The organism is Candidatus Nomurabacteria bacterium (assembly GCA_023898665.1).
GTDB lineage: Bacteria > Patescibacteriota > Saccharimonadia > Saccharimonadales > HK-STAS-PATE-42 > HK-STAS-PATE-42.
In genome coordinates this window covers 628,992-650,546 of sequence record CP060233.1, presented here as the reverse complement: position 1 = coordinate 650,546, position 21,555 = coordinate 628,992, and the positions used below count along the sequence as shown (strand labels likewise).

19 protein-coding genes are annotated in these 21,555 nt (G+C 36.9%); 13 read left to right on the top strand and 6 right to left on the bottom strand.

All coding sequences use genetic code 11. From position 1 onward, the window contains the following. Positions 1-3 precede the first annotated feature (3 nt). Both H6799_03625 and H6799_03620 read left to right on the top strand, forming a co-directional pair. A complete protein-coding gene (locus H6799_03625) occupies positions 4-2,073 on the top strand; it encodes an N-acetylmuramoyl-L-alanine amidase (protein USN97428.1) in 2,070 nt (689 codons plus the stop codon). A gap of 110 nt (positions 2,074-2,183) precedes the next feature. Further along, positions 2,184-2,840 carry a hypothetical protein gene (locus tag H6799_03620; protein ID USN97427.1) on the top strand — a complete coding sequence of 219 codons (657 nt, stop codon included), beginning with the start codon at positions 2,184-2,186 and terminating at the stop codon, positions 2,838-2,840. A 26-nt stretch (positions 2,841-2,866) separates the two neighbouring features. Here H6799_03620 and recF read toward each other — a convergent pair whose 3' ends face one another. Next, positions 2,867-3,898: a DNA replication and repair protein RecF gene (recF, locus tag H6799_03615; GenBank protein ID USN97426.1), complete on the bottom strand. Its 1,032-nt coding sequence runs from the start codon at positions 3,896-3,898 to the stop codon at positions 2,867-2,869. 135 nt (positions 3,899-4,033) lie between these two features. Here recF and pyk point away from each other — a divergent pair, with 135 nt between their 5' ends. The 3 genes from pyk to H6799_03600 are packed head-to-tail and all read left to right on the top strand — an operon-like array spanning position 4,034 to position 8,452. Then, on the top strand, positions 4,034-5,461 hold the full coding sequence (gene pyk / locus H6799_03610) for a pyruvate kinase (GenBank protein USN97425.1): 1,428 nt from the start codon (positions 4,034-4,036) through the stop codon (positions 5,459-5,461). A gap of 1 nt (position 5,462) precedes the next feature. Next, positions 5,463-7,469, top strand: a complete 2,007-nt coding sequence (gene pgk / locus H6799_03605) for a phosphoglycerate kinase (protein USN97424.1) — start codon at positions 5,463-5,465, stop codon at positions 7,467-7,469. Positions 7,470-7,522: 53 nt separating this feature from the next. Beyond that, positions 7,523-8,452, top strand: coding sequence for a hypothetical protein (locus H6799_03600; GenBank protein USN97423.1), 930 nt, complete (start codon positions 7,523-7,525; stop codon positions 8,450-8,452). Here the strand turns inward: H6799_03600 and H6799_03595 are convergent. Further along, a complete protein-coding gene (locus tag H6799_03595; protein ID USN97422.1) occupies positions 8,449-8,931 on the bottom strand; it encodes an SsrA-binding protein in 483 nt (160 codons plus the stop codon). The two genes, H6799_03600 and H6799_03595, sit on opposite strands and share 4 nt — an antisense overlap. 388 nt (positions 8,932-9,319) lie before the next feature. Between H6799_03595 and gatC the strand changes: the two genes are divergently transcribed. The 5 genes from gatC to H6799_03570 are packed head-to-tail and all read left to right on the top strand — an operon-like array spanning position 9,320 to position 13,266. After that, complete coding sequence (gene gatC / locus H6799_03590) at positions 9,320-9,625, top strand: Asp-tRNA(Asn)/Glu-tRNA(Gln) amidotransferase subunit GatC (GenBank protein USN97421.1); 306 nt, start codon at positions 9,320-9,322, stop codon at positions 9,623-9,625. 3 nt (positions 9,626-9,628) lie between these two features. Beyond that, the gene (gatA, locus tag H6799_03585) at positions 9,629-11,032 is read left to right on the top strand and encodes an Asp-tRNA(Asn)/Glu-tRNA(Gln) amidotransferase subunit GatA (GenBank protein ID USN97420.1); all 1,404 of its coding nucleotides are present in this window, start codon (positions 9,629-9,631) and stop codon (positions 11,030-11,032) included. Further along, a complete protein-coding gene (locus H6799_03580; GenBank protein USN97419.1) occupies positions 11,029-11,613 on the top strand; it encodes a dCTP deaminase in 585 nt (194 codons plus the stop codon). The genes gatA and H6799_03580 overlap by 4 nt, the downstream gene beginning before the upstream one ends. Then, entirely contained in the window at positions 11,613-13,076 is a 1,464-nt protein-coding gene (gene gatB, locus H6799_03575; GenBank protein USN97418.1) for an Asp-tRNA(Asn)/Glu-tRNA(Gln) amidotransferase subunit GatB, read from the top strand. The genes H6799_03580 and gatB overlap by 1 nt, the downstream gene beginning before the upstream one ends. Position 13,077: 1 nt before the next feature. Next, positions 13,078-13,266, top strand: coding sequence for a hypothetical protein (locus tag H6799_03570; protein USN97417.1), 189 nt, complete (start codon positions 13,078-13,080; stop codon positions 13,264-13,266). A 26-nt stretch (positions 13,267-13,292) separates the two neighbouring features. Here H6799_03570 and H6799_03565 read toward each other — a convergent pair whose 3' ends face one another. Further along, complete coding sequence (locus H6799_03565) at positions 13,293-13,931, bottom strand: hypothetical protein (GenBank protein ID USN97416.1); 639 nt, start codon at positions 13,929-13,931, stop codon at positions 13,293-13,295. Between the two features lie 136 nt (positions 13,932-14,067). Between H6799_03565 and H6799_03560 the strand changes: the two genes are divergently transcribed. Both H6799_03560 and H6799_03555 read left to right on the top strand, forming a co-directional pair. Further along, the gene (locus H6799_03560; GenBank protein USN97415.1) at positions 14,068-15,216 is read left to right on the top strand and encodes a hypothetical protein; all 1,149 of its coding nucleotides are present in this window, start codon (positions 14,068-14,070) and stop codon (positions 15,214-15,216) included. Next, positions 15,197-16,195, top strand: coding sequence for a carbohydrate kinase family protein (locus H6799_03555; GenBank protein USN97414.1), 999 nt, complete (start codon positions 15,197-15,199; stop codon positions 16,193-16,195). The genes H6799_03560 and H6799_03555 overlap by 20 nt, the downstream gene beginning before the upstream one ends. Here H6799_03555 and H6799_03550 read toward each other — a convergent pair. The 3 genes from H6799_03550 to H6799_03540 form a co-directional block, all read right to left on the bottom strand. After that, entirely contained in the window at positions 16,188-18,188 is a 2,001-nt protein-coding gene (locus tag H6799_03550) for a HAMP domain-containing histidine kinase (GenBank protein ID USN97413.1), read from the bottom strand. The two genes, H6799_03555 and H6799_03550, sit on opposite strands and share 8 nt — an antisense overlap. A 281-nt stretch (positions 18,189-18,469) precedes the next feature. After that, on the bottom strand, positions 18,470-19,231 hold the full coding sequence (locus H6799_03545; GenBank protein ID USN97412.1) for a hypothetical protein: 762 nt from the start codon (positions 19,229-19,231) through the stop codon (positions 18,470-18,472). Between the two features lie 31 nt (positions 19,232-19,262). Beyond that, entirely contained in the window at positions 19,263-19,787 is a 525-nt protein-coding gene (locus H6799_03540) for a hypothetical protein (GenBank protein ID USN97411.1), read from the bottom strand. 125 nt (positions 19,788-19,912) lie between these two features. On the opposite strand from H6799_03540, the gene H6799_03535 reads away from it, so the two are divergent. Next, complete coding sequence (locus H6799_03535; protein ID USN97410.1) at positions 19,913-21,553, top strand: FAD-binding oxidoreductase; 1,641 nt, start codon at positions 19,913-19,915, stop codon at positions 21,551-21,553. Positions 21,554-21,555: the final 2 nt, after the last annotated feature.

Here is a 21,555-nt window from a genome sequence, read left to right as displayed (position 1 = left end):
ACTATGATGATAAAAAAAATACTTAAGTTCCCGCTATTATTCGCACTGCTAGTAGTAGCCATACTACCTGAGATGTCAGTGTATGCAGCTACAAAAAACGAAAAAAATGACATACTTAGGAGCTCGGAATGGACAAATGCAGACGGTGAGAGTATTTGCGTATCTAATAATAACGGCAATCAAATAGATTCAGGGGACAAAACAGTTGTACTTGACCCCGGCCATGATGGGACTAATGGTGAGTCAATCGATCCCGCCAGCGGCCTTCTTACTACTACAACAACAAACAATACTGGAGCCAATGGAGGGGAAAGAGCAATTGTATTTAGAGTAGCGACAAAAGCAAAATCTCTTTTAGAACAAAAAGGATATTCAGTGCTGCTTACAAAACAAACCGAGACAGATACAGTAAGCCATCAGGATCGTGCAAAAATTGCGAATGATGCCAGCGCGGATTTAGCAGTGAGCATACATACAATGGGCACTGATACAAATTGGGGCGAAGTTGGAGAGATATACCCTCAACGAGTCGGACTTTACAGAGAAAAGCCAAACGGAGAAAAAGTAGCCTTTTCTTTGAATGATATTGCCTTAAAAAGCCAGCTTTACTCAGAAGTATTTAAGAATGAAAGAAACAAAACTGAAAATAACAAAGTTGTAGTAAAGGATAACGATTTTAATAGCAGGACAGATGAAGGTAAATCGGGTGGTAATATATCGAATGTCCAATTACTCTCAAAAGTACCATGGGTATATTTAGAAGCAGGACAGAATAATATATCAGAAGATGACTATGCAAACTCAATAGTTAACGCAACACTCGCATCTATACCTATAAATACACAGAGCAATCCAACCGATGCTCAGAATAACATCAATAATAACGACTCGAATAATACAACCACTCCAGCTCCTGGGCAATCAAATCCATATTACGAGATTGTCTATCCTACTGCTTTAAATAATTTCTCAAATGAGCAGCTCTCGGGTGCCATTAATAAATTAATATCTGAGAAAGAAAAAGAAAAAAACTCCACCTCACCTTTTAGCGGGCTTGGGTCCTCTTTTATTGAAGGAGGTAAGGCTTCAAATATAAATCCATTTTTAGCTATAGCACACTTAAGCGTAGAGAATAACTTTGCAATGAACAATGATAATCCAAAAGCTTGGCACTTAATACCTGGTAGTAACAATGCCTTTGGAAGAACGGCAACTTCACAACAACCGCATGTCCTCTCTTCAGGAGGGAGGCTAGTTTACGCTTGGTCGTCATGGCAAGATAGCCTCTCAGGAGAAGACAGTTGGTTTGTTTATACTCGGCGAAAAATTGATAATGGTAGTTGGCCTGGAAACCTCAGAGACTACATATATGCTTATGCTCCGCCTGTAGAAAATAATACAGAGCAATATTTCAGTGACGTAAAAAACATGATTAATAAGCTTGCTGGTTATGCCGGGGATGAAAATATTGAGAGTTATGCAGACTATTCATCGAGTGGTGGATTAGGTGATTGCAATTCATCTGGATCCGGAGGCACAGTGGTTCAGATCGCTGAGGCAGAAGTAGGTAGAAAAGAAGAAGGATCATCAAATTGTGGTGATGAAATCGAAAAATATTTTAGCGAAACAAATCAATCTTGTGGCATTCCTTGGTGCGCAGTTTTTGTAAACTGGGTATTTAAAGAGGCTGGGCAGCCTATTGGTGGGGGCGCCCTAGCCAAAGGAGTAGGTCAGTGGTTCGAAGATAATAAATTCTTTTTTTCGTGGAAAGAGCAATTTAGGCCTCAGCCTGGGGACATATTCGTTAAAGGCAGAGGCAGTTCTGGTGCGCAACTGGACGGAGGCATTGGCCATATAGGTATTGTTGTTGCTGTAAACGGATACCAGATATCTACTGTTGAAGGTAACTCAAGTAACTCAGTTAGCAAAAGAACATATCAAGACTACAGGGCCATACCAAGTTTAGTCGGTTTTGGTAGATATGTAGACGCATCAACTGTACAGCCAGAAAACGATTTTAACCCTTTAACAGATGCTCCTACAGAACAAGATAGTGGAGTAACTGAAGACTAATTAATAAATGATAATATATATACATGATCAAGCTTAATAGTACTTACAAAAAGATATACATATCAATGGGTCTATTACTCACACTAGTATTAGTCATTTTCTACATTAATATGTCATCGAAACCTAGACTTACAGGATCGACCCCAAATGATGGAGATATAGCTGAGTTCTCGGCCATTAGACTTAACTTTAATAAAGTTATTACAAACAAAGATGAAGTTATCAAAGAAATTAAAATTGAACCCTTGGTAAATATAGATGTGCTAGTAGACGAAAAACAAATAATAATTGTACCACTTGAATACTTTAATAAATCTGCAAAATATAATATTTTAATACCTAATCTAAAATTTGGAGAAAAAGAAATAAATAATTTTGTATTTAACTTTACCGTTTTGGATGAACCAAATAATAACTCTTCAGATGCAAATATTGATGAGAGTGATTTTATACAAAAAAAGTATCCAGGTTTAGTCAAACTTGCTTCAGAGAATAATGAGCACTACAAAATTAGTTATGAGTTGGGGGATACGCTAATAATATCCATCAATCTTCTTGATATAAAAAAAATTGATGAAGAGTTGCCAGATTATTTAAAAAAGCTCGATAAATATAATGCAGAAGTAAAAGAAAAGATAACTAAAGCAGGAATAAATCTTGATGAAGTTGTTTTGTCTTATCCTAATGAGCTCCAAAGAAGTAGGTATATTTCCAGTCAAGAAGACCAACTTGATGGTGATGGAGGTGTTTATCCTTATTCCGATTAATATTAATTCAAATAGAATTTTTCTTATCACTCCACGCCGCTCATAATAACCTGAGCATCTTTAAAGAATGCTAATAACTCCTGCCTTCTTGTAGAGTCGAGCTCGCTCATTACATCATCAAGTAATATCAAAGGAGTTATCCCAAAACTATCTCTTAGATGTTCAAACTCATATAATTTTAGGCTGAGGACTATAGTTCTTATTTCTCCCCGACTAGCTCCAGTACTCGCACTCTGACCATTAAGCTTAATCTCCCAATCATCCCTATGAGGTCCTCTTCTTGTAAAGCCAGCATGTATATCAACTTCAATATCTGCCTCAAGCTTATTAAAGAGCTCACTACTCAATTTGGCAGAACTTTCTTTTTCGAAACTTGGTAAATACTCTAAGGATACTAAATCCTTTTTCTTACTAATCTTTCTGTAATCATTCTGGAGTTTTTCGTTTAATTCTTTTAAATACCTTCTTCTTGCCAGTACAATAGGTGCAGCTAGCTCACTTAGCTTAACATGCCAAATAAATAGATCTTCTTTTTTTGCCTCGTTCCTCTTAATGAGTTTTAGTAATTTATTTCTTTGAGAAATTACTCGTTTATAATCAGCAATATTCTTAGAGTATTCAAAGTCCAAAAAAGAAATTCGCTCATCTAGATAACTTCTTCTTAAGTCAGGACCTTCGGTTACTATTCTCATTTGATCGGGTTCAAAAACTACTACGGGTAAAAGATGTTTGCTGGCGATTCTGTTAGTATCATCAATCTCTAGTTTCTTAGATATTCTACCCTCATCATTTAAGCTTAGCTTTAATATTCTTTTTTCTTTTCTACCATCTAGATCTAAATTTGCTTCTATTCTTGCCCACTTTGCACCCTTCTTTATAAGTTCAAGATCTCTTCTTAATCTAAAACTAGAGCCCCCGCAGATTAGATGAATCGCCTCTAGTATGTTAGTTTTACCAATTCCATTTGGTCCTATAATCATTTCTAAACTATCATTAGGTCTAAAAACTTTATCAGGATAGTTTCTGAAGTTAACTAATCTTAAATTTTCTAAAATCATTTCTTTAAATTCTACTAAAAATAATTCTCTACTAACAGTTAGTGGTAGGAGTTTTTGTGTTAGAATTAGCTATATAAACATAAGCACTAAACTTATTTAAACTTTTAAATGCCAAGTCTAAACGTTACAAAATTAATGCCCAACCTTAAACTTGAGGAGACCAAGCGAGTAAAGATTCTAGCGACAGTTGGTCCAGCTACTCTATCAGAAGAAAAAATTAAGGGCATGATCGAATCAGGTACAGATGGTTTTCGACTTAACTTTAGTCATGGTTCTCATTCAGAAAAACTAAAAGCCATTAAGCTCATTAGAGAGGCTTCTAAAAAAAGAGGTAAGCCAGTTGCAATCGTCCAAGATCTACACGGCCCTAAAATAGCACTCAGTCAGTTCGAAGGACAGGGAGTTTCTCTCGATGAGGGCTCTATTTGGGAGTTAAAATTTGATGCCGAATTAAGCCTAATAGGTAAAGTCTTACCAGTAGAGTTTGATCTTTCTAAGACTGCCCAAACTGGTCAACCGGTATATATAGCAGATGGAAGGATGAAAGGGGAAATAATTGCAGTTGATCCAGAGAAGAAAAGTATTCAAGTAAAAATAATTAATGGTGGAGTTGTCTTATCGGGCAAAGGATTAAACTTACCAGAAACAGATTTTACGGGACATATTATTACCGAAAAAGATATCAAAGATGTAAAGTTTGGAGCTGACAAAGGATTTGATTATGTTGCGTTAAGCTTTGTCCAAACAGCCGATGATGTTAGGTATTTTAAAAATCTTCTTAAACAGTTAGGTTCAGATTCAAAAGTTATTGCAAAAGTAGAAACAAAGAAAGCTGTAGAGAATCTCGAAGAAATAATTATAGAATGCGATGGAGCGATGGTAGCAAGAGGTGACCTAGCGACAGAGGTTGGACCAGAAAGCGTACCAGTCCTTCAAAGAAGAATAATTGGGCTATGCATACAGAATCATAAGTTTTCTATTGTTGCTACTCAGATGCTCGCAAGCATGACGGCTTCACCAGAACCCACAAGGGCAGAAGTTAGTGACGTAGCAACTGCAGTAGTTATTGGTACAGACTGTGTGATGCTCTCTGAAGAGACAGCAATAGGCTCATATCCACTTGAGTCAATTGCAACGATGAAGAGGATTATCCTTCATACTCAAAAACATAACAATGTAAAAGCAGTATTTAAAAGCGCACCTCATCAAGAAACTATTGCCGAAGCGATTGCGTCAACTGTCATCGGTCTTGCTAATATTGTGGGAGCGGTAGCTATTGTAGTAGAAACATCAACAGGCAAAAGCGCAATTAATGTAGCTAGTCATAGACCAGAAAGAACCATTATTGCTGTAACTCAAAACTCATCAACCGCACAACAGCTGGCAATAGTTTACGGTGTAAAAAGTTTTGTCAGACCAGTAGACAAATCTGCTTCAACTAAATTAACCAATTGGTTGAACAGAGGGGGAGTTTTGAGCTCTGGAGATGTAGTTGTAACGGCAAGCGGGCATTACCCTGGCAAAGTTGGAGGCACAGACACAATTAAAGTTAGAGTCATCTAATATGAATTTAGTTCAGCAAGTTGATATTACAGCAAAAAGTCGAATAATACTAAGATGCGATTTAAATTTACCACAAAATAATAGAGGTGAGTTTACTGACTTTTTTCGCCTAGAATCATCACTTCCAACAATTGAATATCTTAAAGAATCCGGAGCTACTATTTTTATTACATCTCATTTAGGTAGCCCTGAAGGTAAGGTTAACCAAAAGCTATCACTTAAGTATCTTACAGGTATACTTAGTGATCAACTAAACAAAAAAGTTAAGTTTATCTCAGACCCCTTTGATACAAATGAAGGATTAGAAAAACAAAAAGGTATATTTTTGATTGAGAACCTAAGATTCTGGCCAGAAGAAGAGGCTTCTGACCTTGAGTTCGCCATGAACTTAGTTAAAGTAACAGGTGCTGAATTTTTTGTTCAAGATGCCTTTGGTGCAATCCACCGCGATCACGCCAGTATCACAAAGTTACCCAAAGTTCTTCCGTCTGCAGCTGGATTCTTACTCCAAAAAGAAATTTCATCACTCCAAAATATAGAAGAAACTAATTTAGTTCTGTTAGTTGGAGGAGCTAAAGTCGAGAGCAAACTGCCTGTTATATCAAATTTTCTAAACACAGCAGATTCTGTACTTACAGGAGGAGTGGTAGCAAATACATTTTTAAAAGCTTTAGAAAAGAATATAGCCGCGAGTTTATTTGATGATAACTGTTTAAGTTTAGCTAATCAGATTGCCAATAAATCAGAGTATACAGAAACTAAGATACTACTACCGGAGGATTACATTTGTGCAAAATCTCCTGATGAACTACTCGCTCATGAATTTGATGACACAAATATAAAACCTGACCAGATGATTCTAGATATTGGACAAAGTACAATTGATAAATACAGAGAAGAAATTGATAATGCAGAGGTTATTCTTTGGGCAGGAACTCTTGGCTTTGCCGAAAAACCTCCATTTTCTAAAGGATCTAAAAGTATCTTAGATTATTTAATAGAGTCAAAAAAAAATAGAGATCTAAAAATAATCATTGGTGGAGGGGATACTGTAGATTTCGTTAAAGATAACTTAAATCAACAGGCCTTAGAGCTAATTGATCATTTATCTACTGGGGGAGGTGCAAGTTTATTAATGCTAAGTGGGGAAGAATTACCTGGTATAAAAGCACTAGAAACCTCACCGGATCAGTTTGATAATGAATTTTCACAAGAAAATACTTACAATACTGATGAGAACGATCGAATTGTAAAGTTGTCGGGTAATTCTCCCACCTTAATTGCTAACCTTAAATCACACTTTAGTTTAGAGGAGTCAGTAGAGTGGTTTCAGCAATTTATTACATCAGAGAGTTTAGTTAATTCTAATATTAAGCTTTGTGTAGCTCCTTCTAACATCTCTCTCGGGGAGTTTAGACATATAATTGAAAGCTCTAATTTAAAGAGAAAACCGGACCTCTACTCACAAAATATTTCTCACGAAGACGAAGGCTCAGATACAGGAGAAATCGCAGCTACTCAAATAAAAAATCTAGCAGAAGGTACGATTATCGGTCACAGCGAGAGAAGAATCAAACACGAAGAAGATGATCAAATAGTTTTTGAAAAAGTAATAAAAGCCATAGATAATAATTTAAAGGTAATTTTATGTGTTGGAGGCAAAAGCAAAGATGAACTAAACCATCAACGCGAAGTATATAAACAACTCAAAAGTGTTTTTGATAATCTTAACTCGCAGCAAACTGACTTAATAATAGTAGCTTACGAACCAGTTTTTTCTATTGGAACTGGTAAGGTGCCCTCAGGTGAGTTTTTACTCAATCAACTTAAGTCAATCAAAGATTTTTTAAGTGATCAAAGGTCTGTTAACAAAATATTATATGGTGGAAGTGTTACTCCTGATAATGCAAGGCAGATTCTAAAATTAGGATTTAACGGGCTATTGGTCGGTTCCGCAAGCTTAAATGTTAAATCTTTGGAAGATATTGGCAATAATATTAGTGCTTAAGCTATACTATTATTAGATAATAAAACTTATATTACTCCAGGTGGGACTAAAAAGTGAGTGAAATCGATTTTGCAGAGATAGAAAAAGCTATGGCTGAGCTTGTTAGTAAGGCTCAAGGTGAAGATCGTACTCAAAAGCTGCATGTAGCGGCTCAAAAAAGATCAGAAACAGCAAAAAGAGCTGAGGTTGCACAAGAGCAAGGCGACATAGCTACAAAAAGGATCATTGTCGCAAGTAACAATATAAGATCAAATCCAGCTAGAAGATTTCCAGCTCCTCCTAAACTTAATAATCCACATGCTCATCTTCAGACTTCTGGTAGGGTTATGGACTTTAAGCCTCCATCACCAACTCCTTTTCTTTCATCAAATTCAACCAATATTTCTCCATTAAATAATGATATAACCCCTATTATTCATCCCGAGCCACGGCTAGAAAATTTGAGTAATAATCTGGATAAAACTATTGGTGACTTAAGTGATGATTATTTAATAAAGCAAGTCTCAATCAATGAAGATGAATCACCCAGGGAAGATACTGATACTGATGGGGGTATATATTCAAAAAAAGAATCTGTTCAAAATCAAAATCAAAACATATCGACAAGCTTAGAAGACATCACTGGTCCATCTCCAGTAATGAGCATTAACCAAGAACCTACCATGGCTGAGCAAAATAACGGTTATATAAGTGACGAAGCTTTAAACACTCAAAATAGACCGGAAGATAAACTTTTAGAAGCAGACGAACTAACCGAAGAGGTTGGTAAAGTACACAAGATATATGGGCAAAAATTGCCCAAAAGTTATATATATAGTACAAAAAAGACAAACTCAGAAGCTAAGCTTAAGCAAAAAAATCAAAAGCAAAATAAAATTAAAACTAAAATAAGTCGTGGATTTAGTTTCTATTTTGTAATTTTAATGGTAGTCGCCGCCATAAGCGTTTGGGGTATTGCCATATATTTATACTTTGTATACTAGAAATCAGTTAGGTCTCGTTTGCTTTGGATATCAAATTCACGCTTCTTTTTAGCTTGTCTTTTATCGTACTCTTTTTTGCCCTTACCAGTTGAAGCTCTAAGCTTAATATATCTCGAGTTATTAATGACTTCCGTCGGGACGACAGTACGACCAGAGTTTTTGGCAGATTGAATTTCTTTTAGATCTTTTTTAGTGGCCAATAGTTTAATTGGCTCATTACTGGTTAGATTTTCTTTTTTATCAGATGATGTTTTAGGCAAAGTTAACTTTGCATTAATTAACCATAGCTCTCTATCTTTTATATTTACAAAACTGCCGGTTAAGCTCAGGTGGTTATTTCTAATTGCTCTTACTTGACGGCCATTTAAGACCATACCAAATTTAAAACCTTCTTCAAGAGAATAGTCATAGCTAGCTCGACGGTTTTTAATCGAGCCATTTATATTCTTTTTTTTAGTTTTAGTGCTCTTTTTACTCACCCCTTAATTTTACCACTCAGGAGCAATTATTGATGACTTATTATATTAATAATCATGCTTGTTGGTAACCTGGCTTTGGCTCAACTCGAATAGAATGATATTCTGGATGGTCTTTCCATGCATTTATATCGAAAGCATATAACGCTTGCTGACCGTTACGTGATCTTTCCATAATGCTAATACTTTCCGGGTTCATCATACCTAGTCTGACGAAGTGATAGACTAAACCCTCAGGACTGTTCGGATCACTAGCTAAAAAGGTTATGGCATCTGGGGCAATCAGCTCCCACTGATCTGGAAAGTCTTTCTTTCAAATATCCTATAGTAAACGCGACATCTCCACCATCAAACATAATATATCTTATCCACATATAGTATAATTAAGGTGATGAGTAGTGCAAGTATAGATCAAATTTCCAAAGAAGAGATTATTAAGCTCGCTAAGCTTTCTTCTTTAGAACTTACCGCAGAAGAAATAGATAAATATCAACAAGAAGTTAGTGCTATTCTTACGATGATAGGAAAGCTACAAGAAATTGACGCAGAGGGAGTTGAGCCAACTTATCAAGTTTCAGGAAATAAAAATGTAACTCGAGAAGATGTTATAGACAATGGTTTAGTAGGCTCTAAGGAGCTTCTTGACCTTGCTCCAGAGACCTTTAAAAGTCAGATTAAAGTAAAAAAAGTATTATAAATTATGATATCCATTGCTGATCTGAAAGAAGAATTAAAAAATGGCAAAAAGCCAATCGATTTAGTAGAAGAAGCTATTGCTAGACTTAAAAATTCTAATCAGTTTAACTCGACAATCTCAGATATGTTTGAGATAGCAAAAAAGAGAGCTAAAGATCTAGAAGATTCTAACAAAAAAGGCAGGCTCTATGGTATTCCTTTTATTGCAAAGGATAACTTATTAATTGAAGGCACTATAACTACGGCAGCTTCTAATATTTTAGGTAACTTCTTAGCCCCTTATACCGCAACAGCTATAAAAAAGTTAGAGGATGAAGGAGCTATATGTATCGCTAAAGCTAACTTGGACTCTTTTGGGCATGGCTCTAGTACTGAGAAATCTGACTTCACTAAAACCCTTAATCCACATGATATAAAAAGAGTCCCAGGTGGCTCATCAGGAGGCTCAGCAGCTTCTGTCGGTTTAGGTATTGTCCCATTTTCTGTTTGTACTGATACCGGAGGCTCAATCCGCCAGCCAGCCAGCTTTACCGGAACCTATGGTTTTAAGCCTAGCTATGGGCGTGTTTCAAGATGTGGCGCAATCTCTATGGCTTCTTCTACAGATACGGTCGGCGTCATCTCTTCAAATACAAAAGACCTTGCAGAAGTAGTAGATATTATAAGCGGTATAGATCCGAAAGACTCTACAACTATTTATAAAACTGAGAGTTTAAGTCTAGAAGAATTTGATAATGCTAATAAATACAAAGTAGCTGTTATTAAAGAGCTTATGGCTGAAGGCATTGATAAAGAAGTTAAAGATGCACTTCAAAACTCGCTAAAAAAATTAAAAGATAGTGGAGTAGAGATAGAGGAAATTTCAATCCCAGAAATTGAATACGCATTAGCTGCTTATTACATAATAGTTCCTGCAGAAATATCATCCAATCTAGCTCGATATGATGGAATAAGATATGGCCACTCAACCGATAAGTCGGCTAAGCTTAACGAAATATATGAGAAGAGCCGACGAGAAGGTTTTAACGCAGAAAATAAAAGAAGAATACTCATTGGGACTTACGTTCTATCCTCCGGCTATTACGACGCATATTATAAAAAAGCCCAACAGGTAAGGACACTTCTTATAAACGCATTTGATAAGGCATTTAAAAGATATGATGTGCTTCTCGGTCCAGTTGTTCCAACAACAGCATTTAAGTTTGGCGAGTCAGAAGATCCAATAAAGATGTACTTAGGAGACATCATGACTGTTGCGCCGAGCCTAATAGGTTCACCGGCTTCATCTATTCCTGTAGCTCTTGGTGCAGAATCGAATATGCCGGTTGGTTTGCAGGTAATTGGTAAACACGGTGACGATAAAAAAGTACTAGAATTCTCAGAAATAGTAGAGGAGACAATCAAATGATTCTATCAGATAAAGATATAAAAAGAGCTATTGAAAGTGGCTACATTTCAGTCTCTCCATATGACGAAAAAAACCTTCAACCTGCATCTTATGATCTCCATTTAGATAAGCATTTTTTAGTCTTCGATACAAAAAAGAACTCTGTAATCGATCCAAAAAAACCTGTTGACAATTTAATGAGACCAATCGAAATCTCAGAAAATGAGCCATTCGTCCTCCATCCAGGAGAATTTGCCCTAGGCTTAATTTTAGAAGAGACTGGAGTCGGAGACGACTATGTTGGCAGACTAGAGGGCAAAAGCTCAGTAGGAAGACTTGGTGTATTAATACATGTGACAGCAGGTTTCCTAGACCCAGGAAATAAACTAAAAATGACTTTAGAATTACACAACACTGCAGAAATACCAGTTCTACTTTATTACAAAATGCCTATAGCACAAATCGCTTTTGAAAAAATCTCATCAGCCGCAGAAGAACCTTATGGTTCTAATAAGCTTACTTCTAAATACTCTGGAGATACTAAACCTGTTGCTTCACAAATGTGGAAGAACTATAACCAAGAAACAGGAGAGTGGAAATAATGTTAGATCCAAAAATTGCTGACAAATATGAGATGACTATTGGTATCGAATGCCATGTTCAGCTTAAAACGAAGACCAAATTGTTTGCCCCAGTTGATAACGATGCAAGAGATGCTATGCCAAATACTACAGTTTCAGAAATATGTTTTGGTTTACCTGGTACACTGCCAGTTTTAAATAAAGAAGCAGTTCATTTAGCAATTAAAGCAGGACATGCATTAAATTCTAAGGTTAACTTATTTTCTAAGTTTGATAGAAAACATTATTTTTATCCAGATTTACCTATGGGATATCAAATCTCACAGTTTGAACAGCCAATAATTGGCTCCGGTGAAGTAGAAGTATGCTTAAGATCTGGAGAAAAAATCAAAGTGGGCATAGAGAGAGCTCACCTAGAAGCAGATGCTGGTAAACTAACTCATCCAACCGGAGAAAATTATTCCCTGGTAGACTTAAATAGAGCAGGCACTCCACTTATCGAGATAGTATCAGAGCCTGACATTCACTCTGCTGAAGCAGCTAAAGCCTACGCAAGAGAACTCAATTTAAGAATGAGGTATGCAGATGTCTCTGACGCTAATCTCTATTATGGAAACATGCGTTTTGATGTTAATATATCTATTGCTCCAAAAGGATCTAAAAGACTCGGCACACGGGCAGAAATTAAAAATCTTAACTCATTCAGGGCAGTAGAAAACTGTATAAATTTCGAGTTTGAACGGCAGGTAGAAATTATAGAAAAAGGTGAAGAAATTGTACAAGAGACTCGTGGGTGGAACGATGCAGAGAATAAAACTTTCTCACAAAGGTCAAAAGAAGATGCACACGACTACAGATACATGCCCGAACCAGACATCCCTCCTGTTGTATTAACTCAAGAGTATATTGACGAAGTAAAAGATGAGCTTCCGACTATGCCATCAAAGATCAGAGAATTATTGTCTACTTTAGGTTTAAATCATTCTCAAATGGAGACTATAGTAGAATCACCAAACCTTGCTAAAGTTTTGATCGAAGCAAAAGAACTTGGTGTAGATGTTAGTCATCAAAAAAGAATTGCTAATTGGCTTCAGATATTCTCTAGCTCAACTTCAGAAGATCAAGATGACTCAAATGAAGATAATGATATTAAGTTTAATCCAAAAAGCTTAGTTACTTTAAGTAATATGGTAGAAGAAGGAAAGCTGAATTCTACCGCGGCCAAAGAGATACTAAACCACTTAGCAAAAAAGGACCAAGATCCAGAAGAGCTAGCATCTGAGCTAAACTTAATTCAAATTAATAATGACGAAGAGTTAGAAAAAATAGTAGAGCAAGTAATGCAAGACAATCCAAAACCGGTTCAAGATCTAAAAAACGGAGAGGAAAAAGCCATCGGATTCTTAGTCGGTCAAATAATGAAGCTAAGTTCAGGAAAAGCTAACCCATCAACTGCTCAGAAAATAATAAGATCAAAACTATAAAGTGAGAGAATTTGTTTCAGAGTCTAGTGCTATAATTAGAAATTGCTATGGAGTTACATCTCTTGTCTCATTTGGGTTAGCTACAGAACTTGGAAGATTGAGTGACATGCTGGTAAAGGGAGCAGTGTTATGTGCCGCAATATCTTTAGTTTCTGAAGGCGTACATGACTTAACGAGAACTGATGAGTAGGTTTAATACCACTATCTTCCCAAAGCTTATAAAGATAAGCCACTAGTTACTTTGTTGTAGTTCGGAAATTGTTTTCTAAATAATGTGTAGACTAAGTTAACTCTTCCACCATAGTCTCCAAACCTTTCTCCATTACAGAAGGTATACCACCGATCAAACTTCTGATCGGACCCATCGTTAAGCTGAAATCGGTAGCTTTTTTGAGTAGGGCAAGCCTCTCGCCATCCTAGACCACTCTTGTCTTCTCTAGGCTTAGTAAAGTCATATCTTTCCAAAGCCTTTAAGAAAGTTTTATATGCTTCGATATTATTGTCTAAACCTTCACTTTTATCTTCGATATTTTGGTACCCTCTTAATACTCTAATTGTTCTATTATTAGCACTAATTGTCATTGATATAGAGTAATGTTTTTCATCTGCGGTGACTCCTCGTTCGACATATGCAGTTACTGAACTGTTTTCAGCATTACTGACTAAATCAAACGATTCCTCTTCTTCAATCTGAGAGCTCTTTGTTGTCTGACTTGGCTTATTATTTGATCGAGAAATTCTAATTGCTATAAGTCCTACCAATAGGATTGTAAGTAGCACAACAATCGCTACAATAACTCCCACCGTATTCTCTTTTGTGGAGTTTTTTATTTTTGACTTAATTTTTCCTGCCATATTATATGCCGATTGACTATTATTTTAACAGATTAAATTTATCAATCAAATATTATCTTAATATCTATTGCTACCCCAAGTGTAATTATAGTAAGCTTAAGCTTAAATAAGTTAAACTAAATTTCCCAAAAATAATATGGCTAAATCAGATAACGATCTAAAAGAATATCTCCAAGTAGATGAAGCTCAATCTAATGGTCAAAATTTAAATGAAGATGAGGTTGTCGAAGATCAAACAAATCTACCAAACTCGAAAAATAATTCAGGTTCTTCTAAATCATCAAAAATAAAGGATAAGCTTCATTTTTGGAGCGACTGGTCAAAAAAGAAAAAACTTTATGTTTTTGGAGGCGGCGGAGTCGGTGTTCTAATTACCGTTATTCTACTCTTGTTCTTTGTTGTTCAACCCGCTAAAGCAAACTCCTACATAAAAAACTCTTGGCATGACCTTGTAAGTTCAAGCTCCATAATTAACCGAGAGGTCGAATCAGAAGTCAACCTGGAGGGTACTAGAGATTTGACAAAAGAGCTTTACTCATTTAACGAAAAGTTAAATTCAACAAGCTTTAATGCAGATTCAAAAAGCTCGTTAGTATATAAGTCTTCAATAACTAATGAATACTCTGATTTAACAAAAGAAATGGCAATATACTTTTCAGACTCAGCAACAGTACTTGCTAAGACCGACTCTGATATTTCTTCTATTAGTGAAGATGACTTATCAAAATTAAACTCACAAGGAGAAGATTTAAAATCCAAAGTATACCAATTTAGATTGCAGAGAAATCTTCAAGAAGAAATAAGTCCTAATCTTTTTGATCTCGATACCTATATAGAACAAGTTAAGTCTAAGAAGGAAGAAATAGAAAAAGAAAAGAAGGAAGAAGAACAGAAAAAGAAAGACGAAGAAGTAGCAGCAAAAGCCAAAGAAGCTGCAGATAAAGCTAGTGTAGAATCTGTCGGAAACTCTTACTATAAAGCGTATATTAACGGTAATGAGGCTGGAGTAAAGGCTACTCTTTCTAAGGGTTATCAAGGAGAATATGATTACGCATCTTTGACTCCTTCAAGAAGAACTAATTTCTACCCGAAGAGCTACAGAATAGTTACAGTAGAGAAAGATGGCGACAACTATAAGTTAACATCCAGTGTAACTTATATATCAGTTTATCCAGACTCAAATGGAAATAACGTTGAAAGTATACAGCCAGTTACAGAAATCTACAGAGTAGTTTATTCAACAGATACAGGATCTTGGAAGATAGATGGTCGGGCTGAAAGCTAAAAAAATGACTACGAGAAGGTCAATAAAAAAAAGGAGATCAAGCTTAGCCTACGATGTAGTTTGTATCGGCAGACCAGTTCAGGATAATGTACTAAGCGGAGATGTTTTTAAGCCATATTGCTCACATGGAGTATGTCGTCAGAACATACAGATAGGCGAAAAATTAGCTATTGATGACGTCGACACTTTTTATGGAGGTAATGCGTTAAACGCTTCCTTAACTTTTGCAAGGCAGAATCTATCCGTTGGACTATTGACTCAAGTTGGGACAGATTCGAGATCTAATGATCTTTTAAGCTTAATGATCTCAGAGAATGTAGATAATAATCTAATCTATTCTAGCGATGATGTTAAGATCGGCCATAGTACTATTCTGCTTAGTAAAGACGGAGAAAGAACGATACTAGCTTATCCTGGATCAGAAATTAATCACCAGATTCTACTTTCGACATTAGAAGATGTGGAAACAAGATGGCTGTATATATCTTCTCTCAATTCTTTAGACCTTTTAGAGGGCGCTTTTAGGTACGCCAAAGTTAATCAGGTAAGGGTTGCATTTAACCCTGGAGGCATAGAACTAGACAATCCTGCAGAGACTAAGCTATTGCTACAAGAATCAGATGTTGATGTTTTAATACTAAATAAACAGGAGGCATCAATATTGTTTGGCGAGGCTTCTGCAGTAGATCTTGCAAGACACGGTTGTAACTTTGTTAAAATATGCATTGTAACAGACGGACCAAATGGAGCTCATGCTCATGATGGTCAAATCGGGTATTACCAACCTATATCTGACGATGTCGAAGTAATTGATAGAACTGGGGCGGGTGATGCTTTTGCATCTGGAGTTGTCTCATATTTAGCCTTGGGAAACGATCTTGAGAGTGCATTAGAATTTGGCTCAAAAAACTCAACATCTGTTGTTCAGCACCTTGGTCCTCATGAGGGGATTATCAGGTTAAGGACATATCCTACCTAGTCGGTATCCTAAATCCAAATGTACTTCCTTGACCTTCAATGCTATTAAAAATAATATGCCCATGATGTCCAAGTATGACTTTCTTGGCTAAGTATAATCCTAGACCAGTTCCGTCGGGTCTCATTTTTTGAGCATTACTTGCTCTATACATTTTTGCAAATAGTTTGTGCTGATCTTCTTTTGGTACTCCGATTCCGCTATCTCTTACCTCGAATACAATCCCCTGACTAGTCTTCTTCAGTGTTACGTTAACCTCACCATCAGAGGGAGTATAGTAGAGGGCATTATCAATTAGATTCATCATAACTTGTCTTATCTTAGACTCGTCAGCTTGAATATTTGGGATCTTTTCATCAATTGTAACCCTAAGCTTAACATCCTTGGACTTAAACTGTGCTGTAAGTCCCTCAACCTCACTTTTTAGCAATGTTTTTAAGTTAGTGTCAGACTTCTCGATGCTAAACTTACCACTCTTCAATCGAGATACTGTTAAGAAGTCGTTAATTAAATATGATAACTTTTTAGTGCTTTCTTCAATAATCTTTGCAAACTTCTGCTGATTCTTATTTAGCTTACCAGCATCTCCAGAATTTAAAATTGAAGCATACCCGTTAATTGCACTTATTGGAGTCCTCATTTGATGTGATGCAATTGATAAGAAGTCATCTTTTAGTTCATCGGCTAAGATTAGTTTTTTATTTTGATCCCTCAATTTTCCAGTTGCCAAATCTACTTTGTGTTGGAGCTCTAAGTTAAACAATTTAATTTCTTCGAATCTCATTGCATTCTGCAGTCCTACCACCAATTCTTTAGAGATAATTCTAAGCGCATCAAGATCTTGGGCATTATAACTTTCTCCACTTCTTTTTGGCCCTAAATACATAGCTTTAAAATCGCCAGATGCGAGAACTTTTTTTAATGAACTTGTAGTTTTAGAACCTTCACTCAAATCAATTGCAGCCAACGCATCCATCTCTGTAAGAGATTGGTGCAGACCATCGAACTTCTCCTTATTCATATAATCAGTTAAAACAACTCTGTTGCCGCCCTTGAAATGGTAGTTAATCAGGCTCAATGGTACCTTGGCGTCAGCCTCTCTTATACTCTCCTGTTTGCGGCTGTCTATCGTAATCTCAAAATTCCCATGCTTAACTACCAAAACAAAAAATTCAGTCTTAATATTGTCACCCATAACTTTGAATATTGACGAACTTAATTCACCTACATCACTGCTAGTTATCAAAGCCTGATTGAACTCGTCCAAAAACTTTGGCAAATCATAACCATTTTTAAAAAAAAGACGATCAGTGATTGTATCAAATAGCAGTTTAATCTTATCGTAGAAATATATGGTGCCCACTGTTCCTAGGGCAATCATGAGTAATACGGAAGGCTTAAATTTTTCACCCGGACTTACTATTGGTAGCACTATGCCGTATATTACAAGTGAGTATAAGAAGACTAAAGTTGCGATCGAGAAAAAATACCCCACTAGTCGTACGGCAGATGTCCTTATGTCTAGAAATGCATGCTTGATTATGCTGTATGCAACCGATAGTACAAAAAATATTATTGCAAGATTACTTAAAGTGCTAGCAACTAATGAGTCTGAGAACACTAGAGGTCCGATGAGGTTTGTTACAATTGAAAGTGGCACCGCTACGGCCAAACCAGTTATTACAGTTCTGAGAGAGTCTCTCCTTTTCCCGCCTGCCACCCTATATGTCGAGACAATTCTAATACCTAGACATATGGCTGACGATATGAATATAGCCAACAGTAGATAATATAGACTTCCCGGGACTATACTATATCCCTGGAACAGTCCAGTCGAACCTAACTTCTCATTTACTTTAACTACTCCTAAGCCACTTAGCGATATTACACTTCCAAAGGTAGCAAAGATTATCGCTAAATAGTCATAGGTCTTCTCTTTTGCAGGCTCCAGATCCTTACCGTATGCCGTACCGATGAACAGGCTAAAGAAACTCAATGATAATAAGGGAAAGAAAAAGGCTAACCTGTTAATTAATAGGGCATATGAGCTGGAAGTATTAGAAAAGTGTACTGACAGAACCCACAGTACGAGTGTCATAATAGAAAGCGAGAAGTAAGTTTTTGTGGTTTTCTCTATGTTGTGGGTTACCATTACTAGCCCGACAGAAAAAATAGATAGAATACAGAAAACAATTGGTAAAATTAGACTAGAAGACATAACTTAAGCTTATGCTTAAATTATAGCAAAAAGCTCTATGCTCTTCACTAAGGATTGACCTATTCAGCACCCATGTGTGCTTCTCGCGCACTCTTATCCACGTAATAAACACCAACAGCGCCGAATGCTTTAGACGGATAGTCTATAATCCAGGCCTCGGGGATAGCCCTAATTACATGAGCTCCATAACCATTAACATATAGATTCAATAGCGGATCATAAAGCTTACCATCTTCTCTAGTAGCTCTTATATAGTCATTTGCCAGTAAAGTAACAGCTTTAGTGTCGTTCATGTCTAGCCCATCATACCCATTCTCACCCAGCCACTCCATGAAAAGAGGTAGCCTGCTGGTAAAGTAAGCCTTTTTCAGACCTTCATCTTCTGCTCGTTGCATACCATCTAGTATTAGTTGGAGACTACTAGCTGCGGTGGCTTGGTTAGTATGGGAGACCGCCAGGTTTACTATGTATAAGTTTTTTCCGTCTGCATCATATATAGTCTCAACTGCCCCAGCAGTTGTCATGTCATCATGTTCCTCGCCATTACCCAAGAAGTACTCATCGTCGTTTGAGGTGGTGCAGCACACTAGCATCCCAGATAAATTATCATTTTCATCTGCCAAGACGGTAAACCAACTGCCTAGCAGTTCAACACGTTCAGTATATTTCTGTCTAACGCTCTTTACTGCCTCGCTGCTTGGCTCATCTCCGTATACGTCCGAAAACGTCTCCAGCTCTAGTCTTACAAGTTCATTTATGTCAGATTCTACAGCAGATCTGACTTTAAGAGTTGGAGTTTCTGTATGTGTGGTAGTTGGCATATTAGCTTAAGCTAGTTATCTATATCTGTAATTATACATCAATTTGACTATTTTTACCCTTTTCCTGTGAGTCGGGTTTTGACTCAATTAAGGTCGCTCTCGACCATACTGAAGCAACTATGTCAATGGCGGCAGCCGCTACAGGGAGAGGCCAAGATTTAGCAGGCAGTAAAGCAACTGTAGCCCCCAAAGCGGTAGCCCCCATTCCTACTGCTCCTATGCCATTAACAATAAGCCCGGCGTTCTCTGAATCATATGGCTTATTAATCTCGTCCTGATTCTTATTAGCTGCCCTAGAAACGCCTCTTTTTGCCATGCCCGCGCTCTTAACTGCCCCACCAGCTAAGTAAAGTGATCCAAAAACAGTATATGCGATGCCATAGCCTACGCCTCTTGTCCATAACTCATCCCAATTATCAACTACGTGAGGTATACCCATTGCCACACTACCAGTGACTAGAGCACCAGCAACCCTCTTTTTGTTCCTTGAAAACCAGCCCTCGGAGTGTTGTTCTAATTCCTCACCCATTTCTGATTTATTTTTTGTAGCCTTCATTTTTTACCACCATTGCTAAATCACTAATATTTCGTATACTTACAATAATAGCATAAAACTCTTAAAAAAACAACTATCTTTGGTTAAAATTGACATCAGTTTTCTTGTGCTATACTAACTTTTATATGAGTAATAAGATCGCAGAATACCTCCGAGAACATGTTTCGGGCGAGGTCTCCTCAGATAGTCGAACCCTTGATTTCTTTTCTACCGATGGAAGTGTACTAACAGTTGCCCCAAGATTAGCCGTTTATCCAAAAAATGCGCAAGATGTAAGGAAAGTCCTAAGATTCTGTTGGCGTCTTGCCGAAAAAGGGACTATTTTACCAATTACTGCCCGTGGTTCTGGTACTGATCAGGCTGGTGGCGCTTTAGGAGATGGAATTATCTTAACCCTCCCTGCACACATAAACAAACTCTTAAGTTTAGATGCAAAGACAGGCTTAGTCACAGTCCAGCCAGGCATTAATTACAGATCATTACAGACTACATTAAATAGCCACGGATTATTTTTACCTCCATATCCAAGTAGTATAGATTACTCAACAATCGGAGGAGCAGTAGCCAATAATGCCTCAGGAGTAAGAACTGTTAAATATGGTGATACCCGTCAAATGACTAAAGCATTAGATGTTGTTCTTTCAAACGGAGATACAATTTATACGACCCGCTTAAGCAAAAAAGAACTTGCAAAAAAGAAGTCATTGCATACTTTTGAGGGTGAAATATATAGACAAGTCGATGATTTAATCCACGAAGTTGGTGATTTTTTAGAGCAATCTGAACTAGGAACGACAAAAAACTCCTCTGGATATGCTCTTTCTCAAGTTGTTGGTAAAGATGGATCTTTTGATCTAACTCCACTTATTGTCGGCTCACAAGGAACGCTAGGTGTCGTAACGGCTGCTCAGCTCCAGGCAAGCTTACATAATACAAATTCGTCTATGATTATGGTCGGGTTAACCAGGTTAGAGGATTTATCTGAGTTAAACTTAAATACATTAAGCTTAACACCTTCAGCGCTTGAGATAGTTGATAAGAATTTGCTTAATCAAGTTCACAAATTACAGCCGAATCAATTAAATGGATTACTAGAAGAGCCATATCCGAATTTTATCTTGATAGTCGAGTTCGATGACCAAAAAGAAAAAGATCAAGCAAAAAAAGTAAAAAGATTTAAAGCTTTTGCAGAGGATGTTGAAGCAACCATTCTTGCAGAAACTAATGATCCTGATGACCGTGAAAAAATCTGGCAAGTTAGAAACTCTGCTGCGATAATTATGGGAGAAGTACATAGTGGTAAAGCTGCAGTGCCAATTATTGAAGATGGATGTGTCCCACCAGGAAATTTCACTAAACTTATTTCTGGGACCTATTCATTATTTAGTAAATATAATCTCGATGTGGCTGTATGGGGTCATGCTGGCGATGCAAATATACATCTTCAACCCATGCTAAACCTAAGCATTTTAGGCGATCGCCAAAAAGCATTTAAAATTATGGATGCATACTATGGATTAGTTTTAGATCTAGGCGGAACAATATCTGGAGAGCATAATGACGGACGTTTGCGCGCTCCATATATGAAGACAATGTATCCAGCAAGTATATATGAGGCTTTTGCCAGGGTTAAACAGATCTTTGACCCATATAATATATTAAATCCAGGAGTCAAATTTGGTACTACTAAAGAAGATCTAGTATTAATGATGCGTCATGAGTTTGAGTCAGCCCACTGGCGTAAACGTCTCCCAATGAGTAGTTAGTA